Annotated in this window: 14 protein-coding genes; 10 read left to right on the forward strand and 4 right to left on the reverse strand. The window is 53.7% G+C overall.

Features of this window, described 5'->3' with window-relative positions:
• Position 1 precedes the first annotated feature (1 nt).
• Genes PH7735_RS06120 through PH7735_RS06130 form a run of 3 tightly spaced genes read left to right on the forward strand, consistent with a single transcriptional unit; the run spans position 2 to position 2,413 of the window.
• Complete coding sequence (locus PH7735_RS06120; RefSeq protein WP_058310394.1) at positions 2 to 985, forward strand: branched-chain amino acid ABC transporter permease; 984 nt, start codon at positions 2 to 4, stop codon at positions 983 to 985.
• The gene (locus PH7735_RS06125; protein WP_058310395.1) at positions 978 to 1,727 is read left to right on the forward strand and encodes an ABC transporter ATP-binding protein; all 750 of its coding nucleotides are present in this window, start codon (positions 978 to 980) and stop codon (positions 1,725 to 1,727) included. The genes PH7735_RS06120 and PH7735_RS06125 overlap by 8 nt, the downstream gene beginning before the upstream one ends.
• Positions 1,724 to 2,413, forward strand: a complete 690-nt coding sequence (locus tag PH7735_RS06130) for an ABC transporter ATP-binding protein (protein ID WP_058310396.1) — start codon at positions 1,724 to 1,726, stop codon at positions 2,411 to 2,413. Before PH7735_RS06125 ends, PH7735_RS06130 begins: the two co-directional genes overlap by 4 nt.
• 3 nt (positions 2,414 to 2,416) lie before the next feature.
• On the opposite strand, the gene PH7735_RS06135 is transcribed toward PH7735_RS06130, so the two are convergent.
• Positions 2,417 to 2,875, reverse strand: a complete 459-nt coding sequence (locus tag PH7735_RS06135; RefSeq protein WP_058311170.1) for an Lrp/AsnC family transcriptional regulator — start codon at positions 2,873 to 2,875, stop codon at positions 2,417 to 2,419.
• 138 nt (positions 2,876 to 3,013) lie between these two features.
• Here PH7735_RS06135 and PH7735_RS06140 point away from each other — a divergent pair, with 138 nt between their 5' ends.
• On the forward strand, positions 3,014 to 6,439 hold the full coding sequence (locus tag PH7735_RS06140; RefSeq protein ID WP_058310397.1) for an indolepyruvate ferredoxin oxidoreductase family protein: 3,426 nt from the start codon (positions 3,014 to 3,016) through the stop codon (positions 6,437 to 6,439).
• Positions 6,440 to 6,611: 172 nt separating this feature from the next.
• A complete protein-coding gene (locus PH7735_RS06145) occupies positions 6,612 to 8,291 on the forward strand; it encodes a mechanosensitive ion channel family protein (protein WP_233488271.1) in 1,680 nt (559 codons plus the stop codon).
• Here the strand turns inward: PH7735_RS06145 and PH7735_RS06150 are convergent.
• Together PH7735_RS06150 and PH7735_RS06155 are read right to left on the reverse strand one after the other, a co-directional pair.
• The gene (locus tag PH7735_RS06150; protein WP_058310398.1) at positions 8,288 to 8,653 is read right to left on the reverse strand and encodes a DMT family transporter; all 366 of its coding nucleotides are present in this window, start codon (positions 8,651 to 8,653) and stop codon (positions 8,288 to 8,290) included. The genes PH7735_RS06145 and PH7735_RS06150 overlap by 4 nt on opposite strands.
• Positions 8,650 to 10,104, reverse strand: coding sequence for a UbiA family prenyltransferase (locus PH7735_RS06155; RefSeq protein ID WP_058310399.1), 1,455 nt, complete (start codon positions 10,102 to 10,104; stop codon positions 8,650 to 8,652). Before PH7735_RS06155 ends, PH7735_RS06150 begins: the two co-directional genes overlap by 4 nt.
• 146 nt (positions 10,105 to 10,250) lie before the next feature.
• Between PH7735_RS06155 and PH7735_RS06160 the strand changes: the two genes are divergently transcribed.
• Both PH7735_RS06160 and PH7735_RS06165 read left to right on the forward strand, forming a co-directional pair.
• Entirely contained in the window at positions 10,251 to 11,951 is a 1,701-nt protein-coding gene (locus tag PH7735_RS06160) for a phospholipid carrier-dependent glycosyltransferase (RefSeq protein WP_058310400.1), read from the forward strand.
• Positions 11,952 to 12,254: 303 nt separating this feature from the next.
• A complete protein-coding gene (locus tag PH7735_RS06165; protein WP_058310401.1) occupies positions 12,255 to 13,349 on the forward strand; it encodes a response regulator in 1,095 nt (364 codons plus the stop codon).
• A gap of 52 nt (positions 13,350 to 13,401) precedes the next feature.
• Here the strand turns inward: PH7735_RS06165 and PH7735_RS06170 are convergent, their stop codons facing one another.
• Positions 13,402 to 13,989, reverse strand: coding sequence for an acyl-homoserine-lactone synthase (locus PH7735_RS06170; RefSeq protein ID WP_058310402.1), 588 nt, complete (start codon positions 13,987 to 13,989; stop codon positions 13,402 to 13,404).
• Between the two features lie 556 nt (positions 13,990 to 14,545).
• On the opposite strand from PH7735_RS06170, the gene PH7735_RS06175 reads away from it, so the two are divergent.
• Genes PH7735_RS06175 through PH7735_RS06185 form a run of 3 tightly spaced genes read left to right on the forward strand, consistent with a single transcriptional unit; the run spans position 14,546 to position 16,779 of the window.
• On the forward strand, positions 14,546 to 14,926 hold the full coding sequence (locus PH7735_RS06175; protein WP_058310403.1) for a hypothetical protein: 381 nt from the start codon (positions 14,546 to 14,548) through the stop codon (positions 14,924 to 14,926).
• A 24-nt stretch (positions 14,927 to 14,950) separates the two neighbouring features.
• Positions 14,951 to 16,408: a sensor histidine kinase gene (locus PH7735_RS06180; RefSeq protein ID WP_058310404.1), complete on the forward strand. Its 1,458-nt coding sequence runs from the start codon at positions 14,951 to 14,953 to the stop codon at positions 16,406 to 16,408.
• Entirely contained in the window at positions 16,405 to 16,779 is a 375-nt protein-coding gene (locus tag PH7735_RS06185) for a hypothetical protein (RefSeq protein WP_058310405.1), read from the forward strand. Before PH7735_RS06180 ends, PH7735_RS06185 begins: the two co-directional genes overlap by 4 nt.
• The last annotated feature ends 3 nt before the right edge of the window (positions 16,780 to 16,782 follow it).

Below are 16,782 nucleotides of genomic sequence, written 5' to 3' on the forward strand. Positions count from 1 at the left end.
GATGCGGCGCGAGACTTTCGTCAATATCGCGGCCCTTGCTGCCCTGTTTGTTTTGCCGGTCTGGGCAAATGCCACGGGCGAGACTTACTGGGTAACACTCACCACCAAGGTTGTGATCCTTGCGATTGCTGGTGTCGGGCTTAACCTTGCGCTTGGGCTTGGGGGATTGGTCAGCTTTGGACATGCGGCGTTTTTCGGGGTGGGGGGCTATGTCATGGGCATTCTGGCCTCGCACTTGCAAGACTATGTCCCGCTGTTGACGTGGCCGTTCCTGTTCGAAGGCAGCAACCAGATGCCGGTTATCTGGCTGGTGGCGTTGGTGTTTGGCGCGCTGACGGCTTTGTCGATAGGCTTGCTCAGCCTGAGAACATCCGGCGTCTATTTCATTATGATCACGCTCGCCTTTGGGCAGATGCTTTTCTACTTTGCCATCAGCTGGCCCGCTTATGGCGGAGAGGATGGCCTTTCGATTTATGTGCGCAACGAATTTCCGGGGCTGAATACGTTGGTGCCCATTGAGTTTTACGGACTTTGCCTGACTGTGCTGGTTGCGGTGTTGTTCCTTGTTTGGCGCATCAGCCTGTCGTCCTTTGGTCTTGCGCTTGGTGCGGCGCGCCAGAACGCGGAACGCCTTCAGGCCGTCGGGATCGAACCCTTTCGGATCCGTTTGACGGCATTTGTGATTTCAGGCGCGATCACGGCACTGGCAGGGGCGATGTACGCAGATCTCAACCGTTTTGTGAGTCCGAACATGTTTAGCTGGCAAACCAGCGGAGAAATCATGGTGTTCGTGATCCTTGGCGGCGTTGGCCGACTGTTTGGTCCGGTTCTGGGGGCTGCCCTGTTTATCCTTATGGAACATATTCTGGGGGGCATGTCCGAGTTTTGGCATATCTACCTCGGGTTCGTTTTGTTGGGGGTGGTTCTGTTTGCGCGTGGCGGCCTTATGGGGCTGCTGGCAGGACGCGAGGTGTCCCATGACTGAGGTTGTTCTGGGCATCAACGGGATTTCCAAAGCCTATGGCGCGCTGCAGGCCAACAACGACATCACGCTTGACCTGCGTGCAGGTGAAATTCACGCCTTGATCGGGCCGAACGGTGCTGGAAAGTCCACATTCATCAAACAGGTTTCAGGCGCGGAACAACCTGACCAAGGTGCGGTGACTCTTCTTGGCGATGACATCACGCCGCTCGGGGCGGTGGCGCGGGCGCAAAAAGGGCTGGGCCGTACCTTTCAGATATCTTCACTGGCCATGGAGTACACGGTTCTTCAAAACGTTGTTCTTGGGGCAATGGGGCGGCGTGGTCGCGTGATGCGGTTTTTCGCACCGGTCCTGAAAGACGCCGCGCTTTTGAATGCTGCCATGCGGGCGCTTGAACGTGTTGGATTGCAGGATGTCGCCCACGTCGAGACAGCGGTTCTGTCGCATGGTCAGCGGCGCCAGCTTGAGGTGGCGGTCGCCTTGACCCTTGAGCCAAAAGTGTTCCTGATGGATGAGCCCATGGCAGGGCTTGGCGCGGAAGGGTCGCAGGATTTGATCCGTGTCCTCGACGCGTTGCGTCATGAGGCGCCGATCTTGCTAGTCGAACATGACATGGATGCGGTCTTTGCCCTGGCCGACCGGATCAGCGTTCTGGTCTATGGGCAGATCATTGCAACGGGGGCACCCGAAGATATCCGTCACAACGCCGATGTGCGCACCGCGTATCTGGGGGATGATGCATGAGCCTGTTAAACCTCTCTGGAATTTCTGCCTTTTACGGCACATCCCAGGCCCTGTTTGATGTGTCCCTTGAATTGGAAGCAGGAGAAGGTCTTGCGTTGATGGGGCGCAACGGGATGGGGAAATCCACAACGGTCAAAGTCATCTGCCGGATGTTGCCCCACAAGGATGGCACGATCCATTTCGACGGACAGGACATGGCGCGCGTGCCCAGCTACAAGGCCGCGCAGGCCGGGATTGGTCTGGTGCCAGAGGGGCGTCGCTGTTTTGCCAATCTAACGGTTTACGAAAACCTGATCGCCGCGGCGCGCAAGGGCCATTGGACATTTGCCACTGTGACAGATCTGTTTCCGCGATTGGCCGAACGGCATGATCAACTGGCAGCATCACTGTCTGGCGGGGAACAGCAAATGCTGGCAATTGGCCGTGCGCTGATGACCAACCCACGTTTGTTGATCCTTGACGAAGCCACCGAAGGCCTTGCACCGGTGGTGCGACAGGAAATCTGGCAGGCCATTGCCACCCTGCGACGGGAAAGCGGACTGTCCATCCTCGTGGTGGACAAATCCCTGAAGGAACTTGCCACCGTTGCAGATCGGGCCGTCATTCTGGAAAAGGGGCGCACGGTGTGGGCGGACCGCTTTGATGCCTTGGACGAGGCTACGACGACGCGGTATTTGGGCATATAACCGTTACGGAATGATGGCCGCTTCTTTCTTGATCGCGCGCAGGATCACATTTGTTTGCGCGCTTTCGACGGCGGCCATGCGAAACAAGAAGTTCTCGAGAAAATCGTTATAAGCTTTCAGATCAGTGCAGATGACCCGCATGTGATAATCGGCTTGACCCGTTGTCGCAAAACACTCGAGCACTTCTTTTCTTGACTGGATGGCCTGAACAAATTCATCGAGCTTTTCCGAGTCATGGCGTGTCAGTTGCACGTGAACGATAGCCTGAAAGCTGAGACCAGCGACTTCGGGATCAAGCACGGCACCATATCGGGCAATCAATCCCTGATCCTCAAAGGTGCGCACACGCCGCCACAGAGCCGAAGCCGACATGTCGACCTTCTCGGCGAGATCTGCGTTGGAAATACGGGAGTCGCGCTGGAGGCTTTCGAGAATTTTGCGGTCACGGTCATCAAATCGCATGGTCATTGGTTTCACCAAGTTGAATTATTCTGGATAATGTATTCGATATTTAGGCTCATCGCCACAAGATTAGGTCAAATTTGTCACCATAATTGGTTCAGACTTGCACAAAGCCCGCCATAACTCACGAGCAAGCACATGACCGACCAGACCCACGACTTTCAAACCTACCAACTGTCGCACCGGTATTCGCAGGAAACCGGACGTGTGTTTCTAACCGGTACCCAAGCGCTTGTTCGGATCATGTTTGACCAGTCGCGTCGGGATCGTCAGGCGCAAATGAATACGGGCGGTTTCATTTCGGGGTATCGCGGTTCACCTCTGGGGGGGCTCGATCTCGAATTGTGGCGCGCACGAGGAGAGACCGAAAAAAACAACATCACCTTTATGCCGGCGGTCAACGAAGACCTTGGCGCCACAGCGGTATTGGGCGCACAACAAGCCAGCCTTGATCCGCATTGCGAGGTCGAAGGCGTGTTTTCCATGTGGTACGGCAAAGGGCCGGGCGTGGACCGTTCGGGCGATGCCTTGAAACACGGGAATGCCTATGGATCGGCCCCTAAGGGGGGCGTTTTGGTTGTGGCGGGCGATGACCATGGCTGTGTCTCGTCCTCTATGCCGCACCAATCCGATGTGGCGTTCATGTCCTGGTTTATGCCGACGCTCAATCCCGCTTCTGTGGGCGAGTATCTGGAGTTCGGGGAATACGGCTTTGCACTGTCGCGCTTTAGCGGAACGTGGGTCGGGTTCAAGGCTATTTCGGAAACGGTTGAGTCCGGTCAGTCCATTGAGCTGCCTCGCGACAGAACCTTTGTTCAGCCGGATTTCACGGGTCCTGCGGGTGGGCTGCACGTGCGCAGCGCCGATTTGCCAAGCCCCGAAATTGAAACGCGGATCGAACACAAATTGCGCGCGGTCGAGGCCTTTGTCGAGGCCAACCCGATCGACAAGCGCATCTATGATGTGCCCGAAGCCAGCTTTGGGATTGTCACCACAGGCAAGGGGCATCTGGATCTCATGGAAGCCTTGCGTCTTCTGGATCTGGACGAGACCAAGTGTCGGGCGCTGGGCATCGATGTTTACAAGGTGGGCATGGTCTGGCCCTTGGCACGCCGCGACGCGCTGGCGTTTGTGCGTGGCAAAAAGGAAGTGCTGGTCATTGAGGAAAAGCGCGGCATCATTGAAAGCCAGTTCAAGGAATACTTCTATGACTGGCCGGGCGACAAGCCGGAAAAAATGGTGGGAAAACACCGCGCCGCAGGCGATGCGCTGATCCCGTGGACCGGAGAATTGACGCCTTTGTCTTTGGTGCCCGTTGTAGCCGAGCGTCTGAGCGGTTTCTTTCCCGAAGAAAACCTGTTGGTCAAATCAAAGGCATTGACGGAGAAACCACCCGTTTTGCTGCAAGTAGACGGCGCAACGCGGACCCCGTATTTCTGCTCTGGGTGTCCGCATAATACCTCGACAAAAGTGCCCGAAGGATCAAAGGCCGCAAGCGGCATCGGCTGCCATGTCATGGCCAGCTGGATGGATCGGGAAACCGTTGGATATGCCCAGATGGGCGGCGAGGGCGTGCCGTGGGTCGTAGCCTCCAAGTTCAACGGCGGCAAACACATTTTCCAGAACCTTGGTGAGGGCACATGGTACCACTCCGGTTCTCTTGCAATCCGGCAGGCGGTCGCGGCAAAAACGAACATCACCTACAAAATCCTGTATAACGACGCGGTTGCGATGACGGGCGGACAGCCGGTGGATGGCCCCGTTAGCGTCGATGGAATTGCACAGACCTGTGCCGCAGAAGGTGTGGGGCGTATCGCATTGGTCTCGGATGATATTTTCAAGTTCAACAAGGCAGACTTTCCCGCCGGTACAACGTTTCATCCGCGTGAAAGCATGGATGCGGTTCAACGCGAATTGCGCGACATTCCGGGTGTGACGGTTCTGATCTATGAGCAGACCTGCGCCACGGAAAAACGCCGCCGGCGCAAACGCGGCAAGATGGATGATCCGCAAAAGTTCGCGGTGATCAATCCTTTGGTCTGTGAAGGCTGCGGTGATTGTTCGGTGGAAAGCAATTGTCTTAGCATCGAGCCGGTTGAGACCGAATTCGGTCGCAAACGCATGGTGAACCTGTCGAACTGCAACAAGGATTTCTCGTGTCTGAATGGGTTCTGCCCGAGTTTTGTGACCGTGGAAGGGGCCGCGCGAAAGGCAAAATCGGTGCGCGACCTGAATGTCGCGGCGCTTCTATCGGATGTCCCTGCACCCGATCTTCCGGCACTGTCCCAACCTTATGATTTGTTGGTCACAGGGGTCGGGGGCACAGGGGTTGTCACGGTCGGGGCCTTGATCACAATGGCTGCCCACCTTGAGGGCAAAGGTGCGAGTGTGCTGGACTTTACCGGATTTGCGCAAAAGTTCGGAACGGTTCTCAGCTATATCCGGCTGGGTGCGGACCCTGACAGTATTCATCAGGTCCGGATCGATACCGGATCTGCCGATGCGGTTGTCGGTTGCGATATTGTCGTGTCGTCATCGCCCAAAGCGTCGCTGCATTATCGCAAGGGAACACAGGTGGTGTTGAACCGCGCGGAAATGCCGACCGGTGATCTGGTCTTGCGGCGTGATGCACAGCTGCATGTGGACCAACGCGAAGAGGTCATCCGGCGCGCCGTTGGAGACGCCTGTGTCAATGGGTTTGATGCAAATAAGCTGGCCGAAGACCTGTTGGGGGATGCCGTTTTCGCCAACGTGATGATGCTCGGGTATGCCTGGCAAAAAGGGTTGGTTCCGGTTAGCGAGGTTGCCTTGAAACAGGCGATCCTGCTCAATGCGGTCGCGATCGAAGCCAATGGACGGGCCTTTGATCTTGGGCGGTTGATGGCCGCGTCTCCGGAAAAAGTACCGGGCATGAGCGTGCCCGAAGATCTGGCCGAAACATTCAAGCAGGTTCGGAGCCATCGCGCCGAATTCCTGACCGGCTATCAAAACGCGGCCTATGCACAGCGCTATACCGATCAATTGAACCGCTTTGTCTATGCCGTGCCTGTGCATCTTCAAGAAACTGCAGGGATCGCAGCCGCGAAATCCCTGTTTAAACTCATGGCCTATAAAGACGAATACGAAGTTGCGCGCCTGTTCACGCAAACCGGTTTCGATGAAGGTTTGAAAGAGCAGTTCGAGGGGCCGTTTTCGGTGAACTATCACATGGCGCCTCCGGTTCTGAGCGTGGGGCAGGATGCCCGCGGGCGTCCGCGCAAACGCCGATTTGGCCCATGGATGCGCCCGATGTTATCCGGTCTGGCGCGGCTCAAGGGGCTGCGGGGAACTGTGTTTGATCCATTTGGCTATGCACAGGAACGCAAAGACGAAATTGCACTTATCGTTTGGTTTGAATCTCTGTTGGATCAGCTTGCATCACTGTCTCATGACATGTCGCCAGAACTGCTGCTTGAAATCCTGAAGGCCCCGATGGATATCAGGGGATACGGCCCTGTAAAAGACAAGGCCCGCCAAGAGGTTATGGAAGACATTGCAGGTAAACTGAACACGGTTTCCGCTTAAATCCTAGCAAGCCAGAGTTTGGCCCCGTTTGAAAATCGGGAAAGCCACAGGTGTCGTCCCGTGACACCTGTGGTCTTTTCAGTGTTGTCTTTGACTTACGGGGCTTTGTGAAACCCGTTTGACCATGTAGCATCCCTTGAAAACCGGTTTTCAAAAGTGGGCAGGGGCGTAAATGGGGATGTTTATGGACAGGGTGCGCTGGCTTGGCCTGATGCTCGTCTTAACGCTTGGTGTTCTTGCCGCGCCCGTGTTGGCACAAGAAGCCAAAGAAGGCGCTGCGCAACGCACCGAGGAAGAAGAAGAGATTTATGCACATCCGGTGAGTGTGGATGGGCAGGAATTATTCAAGGTGCGCGGGTCCAGTGCGCTTCCTGCTACGGACCGCGCGGCCCATGTTGCCCAACGCATTATCGAAGTTGCGGAAAAATCCGACGACCGGAAAGTCTTCATGGAAATCAGGCCCGGTGAATTGGGCCTCAACATTTACGCCGATGGTGAACTGGTATCTGTGACAACGCAGGCGGACTCGGATTTTGAAGAATTTGATCTCGAAATTCTGACGCAACTCCAGCTCGAAGCGATTGAGCGTGCCATCAACACCTACCGGACAAGCAGAACAGATGAGGCGTTTACCGCGAATGCCATCACAGCCGCAGTCTGGACCTTGGTTTTTGCAGGGTACTGCGCCTTGTTCTTGTTTTGCCGAAAGCTTTTCCCGAATTGGGTAGCGGGTCTTGCGCGGCAACGCACGCGTGGGGTTGGACAGGCCACCGGGGATGTTCTGAAAAGTGATGCGATTGCAAGCGTGGTCCGGTTTGCCGTGCGTGGTCTGTTTAACCTCGTGTTGCTTGTCGGTTTCTATTATTACCTCTCGCTTGTTCTGCTGTCTTTTCCCCAAACCAAACTGTTTGCGCAAATCCTGATCCAGTATGTCACCGATCCCGTGATTTCGGTGCTCAAGGCCTTTGTCAGCTATTTGCCAAACCTGCTGACTATTGCGGTTTTGGCTTTCCTCGCTCGGGCCCTTCTCAAGACGATCAGGTTGTTCTTTGAAAACCTCGAGGCCGGGGTGATCAAATGGTCCAACTTTGAAAAGGAATGGATTTGGCCGACCTATAACCTCATCCAGATCACGGTCATTTTGATGACGATGGTGATTTGTTTCCCCTATGTGCCCGGTGCAAAGTCCGCCGCGTTTCAGGGGCTGACGATCTTTTTGGGTGTGGTCCTGTCACTTGGGTCAAACACGGTTGTCGCCAACGCGCTTGCCGGTCTGTTTGTACTTTATAAACGCAGCATGCGGGTTGGTGACCGCATTCGCGTCGGGGAACACTATGGGGATGTGATCGAGATCAAGCTGATGGAAACCTATATCAAATCCATCAAAAACGAATTGATCTCCATTCCGAACTCGACCCTGATTTCTTCCGAGGTGCTGAACTATAGCAGCAAGATCGACGGGCGGGGGCTTCTGCTGCACTCGACTGTGGGGATCGGATACGAGGAACCCCGTGAAAAGATCGAGGCGATGCTGATCGAAGCGTCGCGGCGCACCAGCGGTCTCAAGAAAAATCCGCCCCCGTTTGTTTTGATGGAAGGCTTGGGAGATTTCGGGATCAACTATCAGATCAACGCGTTTACCACGCGCGGGTCCAGCTTGCCCTTGTTGCGATCACAGCTTCACAAGAACATTGTGGATGTGTTCAACGAAAACAAAGTTGCAATTATGACGCCGGCATATGAAGGGGATACAGAAGACCCCAAAGTTGCCCCCGCCATTTGGGAGGGCGAACTGGCGCCGAACTCTCGCGCGGGCGATACATCTGGCGACGCCAAAGACAAAAAAGACTAGGCGCGTGCCAAAACCAGTGTTCCCAGAATGATGATCGCCAGCCCCGCGATTTTCGTCGCGTTCACGCTTTCGCCAAGGCCAATGACTCCGACCAGAAACACAATCACAAAGCTGAGGGCCACAAAAGGATAGGCCAGAGACAGTTCGGTCTGGCGTAGGGCCAAAAGCCACACAAAAGCGCCGACGCCATAAAAGCCAAACCCCAAAAGGATTGTGGGCGACAATGCGAACCCCAGCAATTTGTCCGTGACCGTGCTTCCGTCTTCAAAGCTGAGTTTATCAACCCCGATCTTGAACGCTGTCTGACCCAGGGCCGACAGGGTAATGCTGATCACAATCAGGATAAATCCGTTCAGGGTCATTGGAACCATGCTCCGATATCAAGGTATTTTGCTCCGATCACGATGGCACAGGTCAAAAGCAAGGTGGATCGGCTCACGCTGTCTTTGAGGGCAAAGACAACCGGATCGCTGTGAATGAGGCCGCGCAAGGCCCGTATCCAGGCCCTTTGCACCCAAAACAGGATCAGCGGAGCCACCAGCCACAACAGCATGGGGCTGGTGTAGGTGTCTTTCACGTAATCGCTATTGAGATAGAGCGTCAGTGTGAGAACGGCCAAGCTTCCATTGGCAATACCCGCAGCAAGGATTGCAGGCAGATCGGTCACCAGATACCCGCGAGAATGATCCCGACCTTGTTCCTTCACATCATTCAATTCGACATATCGTTTCATCAACGCGAGGCTCAGGAAGAAGAACAGGGAAAAGTTCAAAAGCCATGGCGATGGAAGAATATCGATTGCCACACCCCCGATGAAGATGCGCAACGTATAAAGACAGGTCAGCACGATCACATCGATGGTTGAATAGTGTTTGAGCCATCCCGAATAGAGGAATGTGATCGCCAGGTAGAGCAACAAAAGAACCGTGATCGGGGCGCCAAGGCAGACAGCAGACAGCGACAAGGCCACAATCATCAGAAAGCCTGCGCTCATCAGACCTTGTTTTGGTGACAGGGTTCCGGCGGCAAAGGGGCGGTTTCTTTTGGTTTGATGGGCGCGATCGGCTTTGAGATCCTGAAGGTCGTTGACCAGATAGACCGACGAGGCGAGCAAGCTGAATGCGACAAAGGTCAACATCGCTTGGGTCACCAAAGCGCCGTCTGAATAGCTGTGCGAGAAGAACAGAGGCAGGAAAATAAGGGCGTTCTTGACCCACTGATGCGGCCGCATGGCCCGAAGCAGGGCAGACCCCCATGAGGGTTTGTTGTTGACCTCGAGGGCGACGGTCGTCCCAGAGGAGACCTGCGCGCGCACGGCAGATGGAACATTTACATAACCAACACGTTCCGCGTCTTGCCAGATCGGAATGTCCGCCGCGCAGTCCCCCAGATATTCAAAGGGGCCCTGTGCCAGTTCCTTGATTTTGGCAAGCTTTGCCGTGCCCTTGAGGTTTTGCCCCGGTGTAGAGGCGATAATGTCATCAAACAGGCCCAGATGCGCTGCCACTGCATTGGCAACGGTGATGTCTGCGGCCGTTGCCAGAATAATCCGTCGCCCCAAAACCTTCTGCGCCTCGAGATAAGAAACAACTTCTGCATTATAGGGCAGGTGAGTGGCATCAATCGAAACCTGATCAGACAAATACCGCTTCAGGTGCGACCGCCCTTCACGCCCCGATGAGATCAGGCCACCATAATGGTCTGGCCGAAACACGAGGCGGGTCAGCTGCTCAAGAGCGAGGTCAGTCTTGACCAATGTCTCATCCAGATCGACAAAGACCGGAATGCGGGTTGGGTTTGTACCTGATGTCATTCGATAAGGTTTTTTGAACTGTGCTTGTTGGTCTATTCTGACTAGATTGCAGGGCAAGACATCAAAAATATGGTCGAATTGTGCAGGTTTAAGCTCTTTTCGCGGCGCTGTTGCGCCAATACGCATAAATCCAACGGGGCAGGGCGTTGAACAAGACGGATTTTCTCATTCTGGCTCTTTTGTTTGCGGTGGGGTTTGCCCTGCGTACGGTGGGCCTGGATTGGGGATACTTTCACGGGGACGAGCGTATCAACGATGCCGCCCGGGTGCTGACAGGTGATCTTGTTCCCGGACAACATTTTTACCCGCCGTTGTTCAACTATATCAACGGTGTGGCCTTCGCAGGTTTGTTTCTGGTTGGGAAAGTCGCGGGATGGTGGGCAGACAGCAGTGCGTTTCGAGATGCCTATTTCACGGATCCGACCGTCTTTTATCTGACGGCGCGGGGCGTAACCGCAGCGTTCGGGGCGGCAATGTCTCCTTTGTTCTATTTGTTAGCCCGCACCTTTTCCCAACCCAGATTAATGGCAGGTGTGACGGCTGTTTTGGCGGGTATCGCGGCCCCCGCGATCACGTTTTCCTATATTGCGAAAGGGGATACGCCCCTTGCCGCGGCGACGGTCCTGACCATTCTCGCGTTCAGCTTACGAGTTCTGCACGGCCAGAAACGCTATGATGTGCTGCTGGGGGTGGCGGCCTGTCTGGCGCTGAGTTTCAAGCAATCCATCGTGTTTCTTCTGGTGCCGTTGCTTGTGGCGCACATCGTTGTTTTGGCGCCCAAAATGGGTTGGAAAGGGTATCTGGTCAGCCTTGGGCGCAGCCTGGCCGTTATCGTCGTGCTGTGGCCAATTTTGAACATTGGCATTGTTCTCGATCTGGAGAATTTCATCGGATACCAGAAAATCCAGATGGTGATGTCCATCCAGAATGATGCCTCTTGGCAGGGAGGGCTGCGCCAATGGTTGGCTTTGGCGACGCACCCGCATTGGGGCATCGGATGGGTGATGTTGCTTGGCTTTCTGCTTTATCCGGCGGTTGTGTTCAGCCCGATCTTTCGCAGCCAAGAGCGTCAGCTTCACATTGCGCTTTGGGCCGTAGTGCTGGTCGGCATGGCGATCACGCTTTTTGTGGTTCGTGAACGCCAACCTGAACATCTTTGGATCAGTTTCTTTGTTTTGATGCAGTTTTTTGCGGTGTTCGGTTTGACCGAGATCGCTGGTCATGCGCGCAATCCTCTCCGGTTGGGGGCAGCCGGGGTTCTGGCTGCAAGCGGGATCGTTTCGGTGGTCGCGTTGATCGGCCTGTGGGAGCAGGCCCGCGCCGTGCCCATGTCACATAAGGTGTCTGACATCCTGCACAGGCATTTTGCAGATGACCGCATATTGTCGTTGCCTGCGCTCGACATCCCTAAGCACCCGATGGCCCAAGAGATTGAACGTAAGCGGATCGATCGATTGGCAAAAAAGTATGAAGTTGTCATGCCGCAAGAAGCCACGCCTCGTCCCGACGAGACGGAGGAGGACGCCCTTTTCTGGATGTCCACGCCAGCGGTGATGTTTGGTCTGGAAAATGCCACGGAGGATGAGCTTCGCGAGGTGATAAAGCCACATGCCTGGCCGCTTCAACCCGAAGAATGGACGTTGGAATACTGGGCCAATCAGGGCGTTACGGTGTTTGTTGTCGCGGATTTGCCTTACCTGTTGAATGAAACACCGTCGCGTTTGTTCCGGTCCTTCTATGCCGAGATCAACAACACCTGTGAGCGTGCATATTCAGTTCCCGCGGTCAAACCACTGTTCCTTGAACGTGATGTCGTCGTTTTCAAATGTCCGGCACATCCAGAATAGCTGAGAAATCAACTCACCAATAAATCTCTCCCGATTTGATGCAGTTTTTCCGAAAAAATTAACCTTTTGGGCACATTTTGCGTGGATTATAAAATGAAATAATACACCAATTCATATTTAACTATCTGAAATTATTTAATTAAAGTCAAATACCTAAAAAAACTAAAAATTTCCTAACTTCGCCCCTTTCTCGTCGCAATGCATTCGTAGCCTTGAACGTGGGATGATCCGAAGCGTCACTCGATTTTTGGGTGAATGGTTCGAACAACGAACGGAGCCCAGACATTTGTTGGGGGTAGTGAAATGAAAATTCTTGCGGTAGACGACGACGAAAACATCAGAGACCTTTTGGAAGCTTCGATGGCGGCCGAGACTAAGCATGTTCTCACCACAGCCTCATCTGGTCCTTCAGCGCTCAAGATTGTGTCGGAAGAAAGCACGCCTTTCGATTGCTTCCTTCTGGATATCCAGATGCCGGTTATGAACGGTATCACGCTTTGCGAGAAGTTGCGCCGGACGAAAGGGCACGCCCGTGTGCCCATCATCATGCTGACAGCGATGTCGCAAAAGAAATACATCGACCGCGCGTTCAAAGCGGGCGCAACGGATTATGTGACCAAGCCTTTCGATTTTCTTGAACTGTTTAGCCGCATCAGCAACGCCGAACGTTTGTCGAAAGAACAGGTTCTTTCAAAAGAGGGACGGTCAGAAGTGGCCACCCTGAAACGCGACCTGGAACGCAGCTTTGCCCACAGCCTGAGCGAGCCGGTTGAAATTGGCGGCGTCGAAGGTGTGGTTGGCTATGTGACGTTTGAAAACTATATCATGCAGCTTTCACGCACGAAGCTGATGCGCAGTCATGTGTTTGCCGTGAAAATTGTGAATGTTGAAAAGGTACACCGTTCGCTGAGCCACATCGCGTTTCACCAGTTGCTGACGGATATTGCTACGACATTGTCGGTGACGATGAGTCAGAGCGAAAACCTGATCACCTATCGTGGCAATGGTGTGTTCCTGTGCACGACCAATGCAAAGTCTGACCATTCCCAGCACAGCTTCGAGATGATGCTGAATGGACAGATGGCCGAAACGGTGGCCGCCCGTTTCAACAATGAACGCGTCAACCTGAGCGTGGGTGAAGCGGTGTCATTGATGTCACTAACCCGGGCCGGTGCGTTGTTCTCGCTGCAAACCGCCGCGACAAGTGCGGAGAACCGGGCGACAGACCGAAAAGAAGTGCTGCAAAAGATGCAGCGACTGGTTCGGACCCGCAAACGCAGCGGGCTGCAAAACGACATGGAGCGGCGCGCGTATGAAGTGCTGTTGCGTGATGCGATGAAAGACGAACCAAAGAAAGGACTCTTCGGTTTATCCGGTGTCGGACTTCGGTTGCGGTAAGTCTCTGTTGGTAAGAAAAAAGGCCCTCAAGCGAGGGCCTTTTTCTGTTTAATCAGTGAACTGCGTCGTTCAGATCCATCATGGCAACCTGGACTTTCATCCCCTCGATTTCCATGACCGGCCCTGCGGGTTCTGCCCGAAGTCCCAGCCTTCGGATCCAGCGCGGCCATAGGGACGGGACCATACCCAAAAGCTGTTCAGCGCCCTGATCACGGGCAGCTTTGATCAGCTCTTGCATCAATTGCACCTGAACCTGAAAGCGTTTGTCAGCCGGAATGTCCCGGGACACAAACACCCGCGAGCTTTCCCAGATTTTCTGGTCCACGGGGGCTTCGAAGTTCAAAAGGTTATCTGGAATGTCTTCCAACATCCCTTTTTGGGCATCCCTGATCATATAGGAATACATCCCGCAACGCGCTGTTGTCGGGGTAAGGCGAATGCCAGCCAGCACTTCGCCATCTTCATGGATTGCAATCCATCGGCTCGCAGGAGTGTCATACTGATCGTATTCCATCCCTTCCGCTTCGGGCAAGTCCCACTTGCGCTCGACTATGAAGGTCTGTCGCCTGGCCTTGAGGAGTTTGACGAGTAAATCCCCATGGATATGCATGTTTCCAAAGGAAAGTGTCGTTGCATGCATTTATTCTGTCCTGCTCGAATTTCTATTTACCAGATACCGATACGACTCTTTAAAACGCGGCCCTTTTTACAAGCCATACACCAGAAAAAGACCTCTTTGCCTCACGACGTGGCGTTGCGAAAACGTTTTTCACACTACTCAAAAAGAGTGGCTGAAAACCCGGTTTCTTGGCGTGGTTTGCCCACTGTTGAACAACGTTCCTTCGTGAAAACAAGTCTGCTCTCATCCTTTTCAATAATAGACTCATACAACTACACATCGTTCCACAAAAATCTTTGTTCTATCTCAAATAATTTTGGATGTGTTGTTAAAGCATCGCATTAAATAGTGGATAACCTTAGGTAAGCTCATGTTATTTTGACATAAAATTTTCACGTGACGTAAAAATAGGCGAATTCCCCCGTGGTCTGTGGCGCTTCTTCAAGGAAAGACCTTGGTGAGGACAAGATTTTGCCAGTTTGCGGGATCATCACTGTTTACGAAGTTTCAGTCTTTGCCTGTCACGGAAATTCTGCCGCGAGACAGAGCGGACCACGCTGCCACGAGGTGAAACAAGATGACCTACTTTATGCGTTTCCAAGTTGTTGGAGAAGTTGCCGAAATGTTGCTGTTGGAAAAACCCGAAAGACGTCTTTTGGTTGATATTTCAACAGACGCAATCACCGGGGATCACGGAATTGGTCGACGTTACGAAAACCGGACGTCGTTTTCGATCCGTTGCCCCTTGCTGATTGATGTCTTCCGCTGCGAAGTGTCTGTTGGCGATGTTATTCAGGCCGCGGGAACCTTTTCCCAGACCGACTATGTGCCTCATAAAACCAGTTATATCGATACGACGTTCCTGATGCAGGACTTCTCGAAGTTCCATCAGGAAACGGCGCGCTTCCGCGAGAGCCACTCTGTGCATTCGGGATCCCCCTCAACCTTCTTACACTAGACGCTGCGGCGAAAGGCCAAGCTGATGATGAAATCCGATCCAGATTCCAACCTGACAGAAAGCCGGATGGCTTTGTTTTCGTTGGCGCCTCGGGCTTTGTTCGAGAAGATTTCATCGCGTCGCGACTCTCCACCCAAAATGACGGTTACCGAAGCCAAGCGTCTGCAAAAGCAAATCAAGGACTTTGCAGGCGGCGGCATTGCCCTGCTGCCCCAGCGGCAGGCCATCTATATCGGTGCGTTTGTTTTGTGTGCGTTCTTTTACAGTTTCTGGATCGCACTGTTTTGCTATCTGTTCTGCCAGTTCACCGAAGTTCTGGATTACGTGGTGTCGAAACGTGTGATGGAGTGGAAAGACGCCTCGCCACGCAAGGCGCGCCGGTTTCACTTTCAACTTTTGGCGACATCAACATTAAGCAGTATCGCGGTTGCGATCTTTGTGCTGTTGGTCGCCAAGATTGAAGGACCTTCGGAACATCTGGCCTCATTGTTCTTCTTGTTTGCGGCTGGCCTGTTTGCTGCGGTCAACAATCACCAGTTGCCCAAAGTGCTTTCTGTCCGGCTTTTGATCTATAGCGCGGCCTTCGTGTATGTGCCGATCAGCGATATCCTGGAGGTGCGTCCACCCCTGCGGTCCGAGTTGTATCTCAACCTTGCGACAGCTGTTTTCGTGCTGTTCTTCGTTTTGGAATGTTCGATGATCTTCTTACGGCTGTATCAAAAGGGGTTGGATCAGTTTGAAGAGCTTCGCATCGAGCGGGACCGGGCAAATGAAGTTGCCGAGCTGAAGTCGCAGTTTGTTTCGATCGTGAGCCACGAGCTGCGCACGCCTTTGACGTCGATCATCGGTGCACTGGGCCTGATGAAAACGATCGATAGCGCAGAAAACCCCGAAGGGTTCGAGAAAATCCTCGGTATCGCGAGCAAGAATGGCGCTCGTCTGTCGGCCTTGATCAATGATCTTCTGGACTTGCAAAAGCTCGAGTCCAACCAGATGACCTATGGCTTTACGGCGCTGGACCCGACAGATGTTGTTCAGGACTCGGTCGAGGCGATCTCGGCCCATGCAGACAGCCGCGGTGTCAAAGTGAAGATGGAAAAGTCAGACCATGATTTGTGCGTATCTGCAGATTATGACCGGCTTATTCAGGTGGTGGACAATCTGCTGTCGAATGCGGTCAAGTTTTCGGACAGCGGGGACGTGGTCACGGCAAATGTGGTCGCAAAAGGCACGCAAGCCCACATTTCGGTGAATGACGAAGGAACAGGAATTCCAGAGGGATCAAACGATCTTGTCTTTGGTAAGTTTGCTCAAGTTGATGGGTCGGACCATCGCGCGCATGAAGGCACGGGGCTTGGCTTGAATATCGTCAAGCAGATTGTTCAGGCGCACGGTGGCACGGTCAGCTATGAGAGTGAATTTGGTGTTGGTACGACATTTTTAGTCACGCTGCCTTTGTGCAGCTCTGAGGAGTGCTCATGATGGATGGGTCCAAAGTTTCACAAGACGGCGCGGGAGCGCTTGAAAAACATCTGATGGCGTTGCGCTCGCGTTTTCTGGGCACGCTGGTCGAGAAAGAGCAAACGCTCGAAGATGCAATCTCGTCGCTGGCGGCATATGGTCAGGACAGACAGATCATGTCCAAAGTGTATTATGTGGCGCATAACCTTGTCGGGATTGCGCCGATGCATCGGCTCAACTCTCTAGCCGAAGCTGCGAGACTTACGGAGGTTCTGTTGGCCAAGGCCATCTTCCCGCCACATGAAGTTGTCGAACTGGATGATGTGCTGATTGCAATCGATGATCTTGTTGAAGAGATCAGAACAAACCTCGAAACACATTTAGACGGTTAAAGC

The organism is Shimia thalassica (assembly GCF_001458215.1).
Lineage (GTDB): Bacteria > Pseudomonadota > Alphaproteobacteria > Rhodobacterales > Rhodobacteraceae > Shimia > Shimia thalassica.

Coding starts and splice junctions, on each gene's coding strand:
- PH7735_RS06165 (WP_058310401.1), top strand. CDS start 12,255: ATGAAAATTCTTGCGGTAGACGACGACGAAAACATCAGAGACCTTTTG.
- PH7735_RS06135 (WP_058311170.1), bottom strand. CDS start 2,875: ATGCGATTTGATGACCGTGACCGCAAAATTCTCGAAAGCCTCCAGCGC.
- PH7735_RS06185 (WP_058310405.1), top strand. CDS start 16,405: ATGATGGATGGGTCCAAAGTTTCACAAGACGGCGCGGGAGCGCTTGAA.
- PH7735_RS06155 (WP_058310399.1), bottom strand. CDS start 10,104: ATGACATCAGGTACAAACCCAACCCGCATTCCGGTCTTTGTCGATCTG.
- PH7735_RS06180 (WP_058310404.1), top strand. CDS start 14,951: ATGATGAAATCCGATCCAGATTCCAACCTGACAGAAAGCCGGATGGCT.
- PH7735_RS06125 (WP_058310395.1), top strand. CDS start 978: ATGACTGAGGTTGTTCTGGGCATCAACGGGATTTCCAAAGCCTATGGC.
- PH7735_RS06175 (WP_058310403.1), top strand. CDS start 14,546: ATGACCTACTTTATGCGTTTCCAAGTTGTTGGAGAAGTTGCCGAAATG.
- PH7735_RS06145 (WP_233488271.1), top strand. CDS start 6,612: ATGGGGATGTTTATGGACAGGGTGCGCTGGCTTGGCCTGATGCTCGTC.
- PH7735_RS06140 (WP_058310397.1), top strand. CDS start 3,014: ATGACCGACCAGACCCACGACTTTCAAACCTACCAACTGTCGCACCGG.
- PH7735_RS06120 (WP_058310394.1), top strand. CDS start 2: ATGCGGCGCGAGACTTTCGTCAATATCGCGGCCCTTGCTGCCCTGTTT.
- PH7735_RS06170 (WP_058310402.1), bottom strand. CDS start 13,989: ATGCATGCAACGACACTTTCCTTTGGAAACATGCATATCCATGGGGAT.
- PH7735_RS06150 (WP_058310398.1), bottom strand. CDS start 8,653: ATGACCCTGAACGGATTTATCCTGATTGTGATCAGCATTACCCTGTCG.
- PH7735_RS06130 (WP_058310396.1), top strand. CDS start 1,724: ATGAGCCTGTTAAACCTCTCTGGAATTTCTGCCTTTTACGGCACATCC.